A 293-nucleotide genomic window follows, 5' to 3' on the forward strand; every position below is an offset into this window, starting at 1 on the left:
GTTCTTCTTCTTGCGCATCCCGGCGGTGTCGATCAGGCGGATGTCGCGCGTCTCGCCCGATTTGGGGTCAGTCCATTGCCAGTCGATCGCGATCGAATCGCGGGTGATCCCGGCTTCCGGCCCGGTCAGCAGGCGGTCTTCGCCCAGCAGGCGGTTGATGAGGGTGGACTTGCCCGCATTGGGGCGGCCCACAATGGCGAGTTTGAGGGGGCCGCGCGGGCGCTCCTCGTCATCGTCCGCGAGAGCGGCCTCGGCGGCTTCTTGGGCTTGCTCGAACGCCTCGGCCCGCTCCC

1 protein-coding gene is annotated in these 293 nt (G+C 68.3%); it reads right to left on the bottom strand.

Features of this window, described 5'->3' with window-relative positions; translation table 11 throughout:
* On the bottom strand, positions 1-293 hold a 293-nt coding region (locus FLQ44_RS17170), incomplete at both ends, for a GTPase (RefSeq protein WP_206208949.1).

Origin of the sequence: Vogesella mureinivorans (assembly GCF_007644035.1) — a bacterium.
GTDB lineage: Bacteria > Pseudomonadota > Gammaproteobacteria > Burkholderiales > Chromobacteriaceae > Vogesella > Vogesella mureinivorans.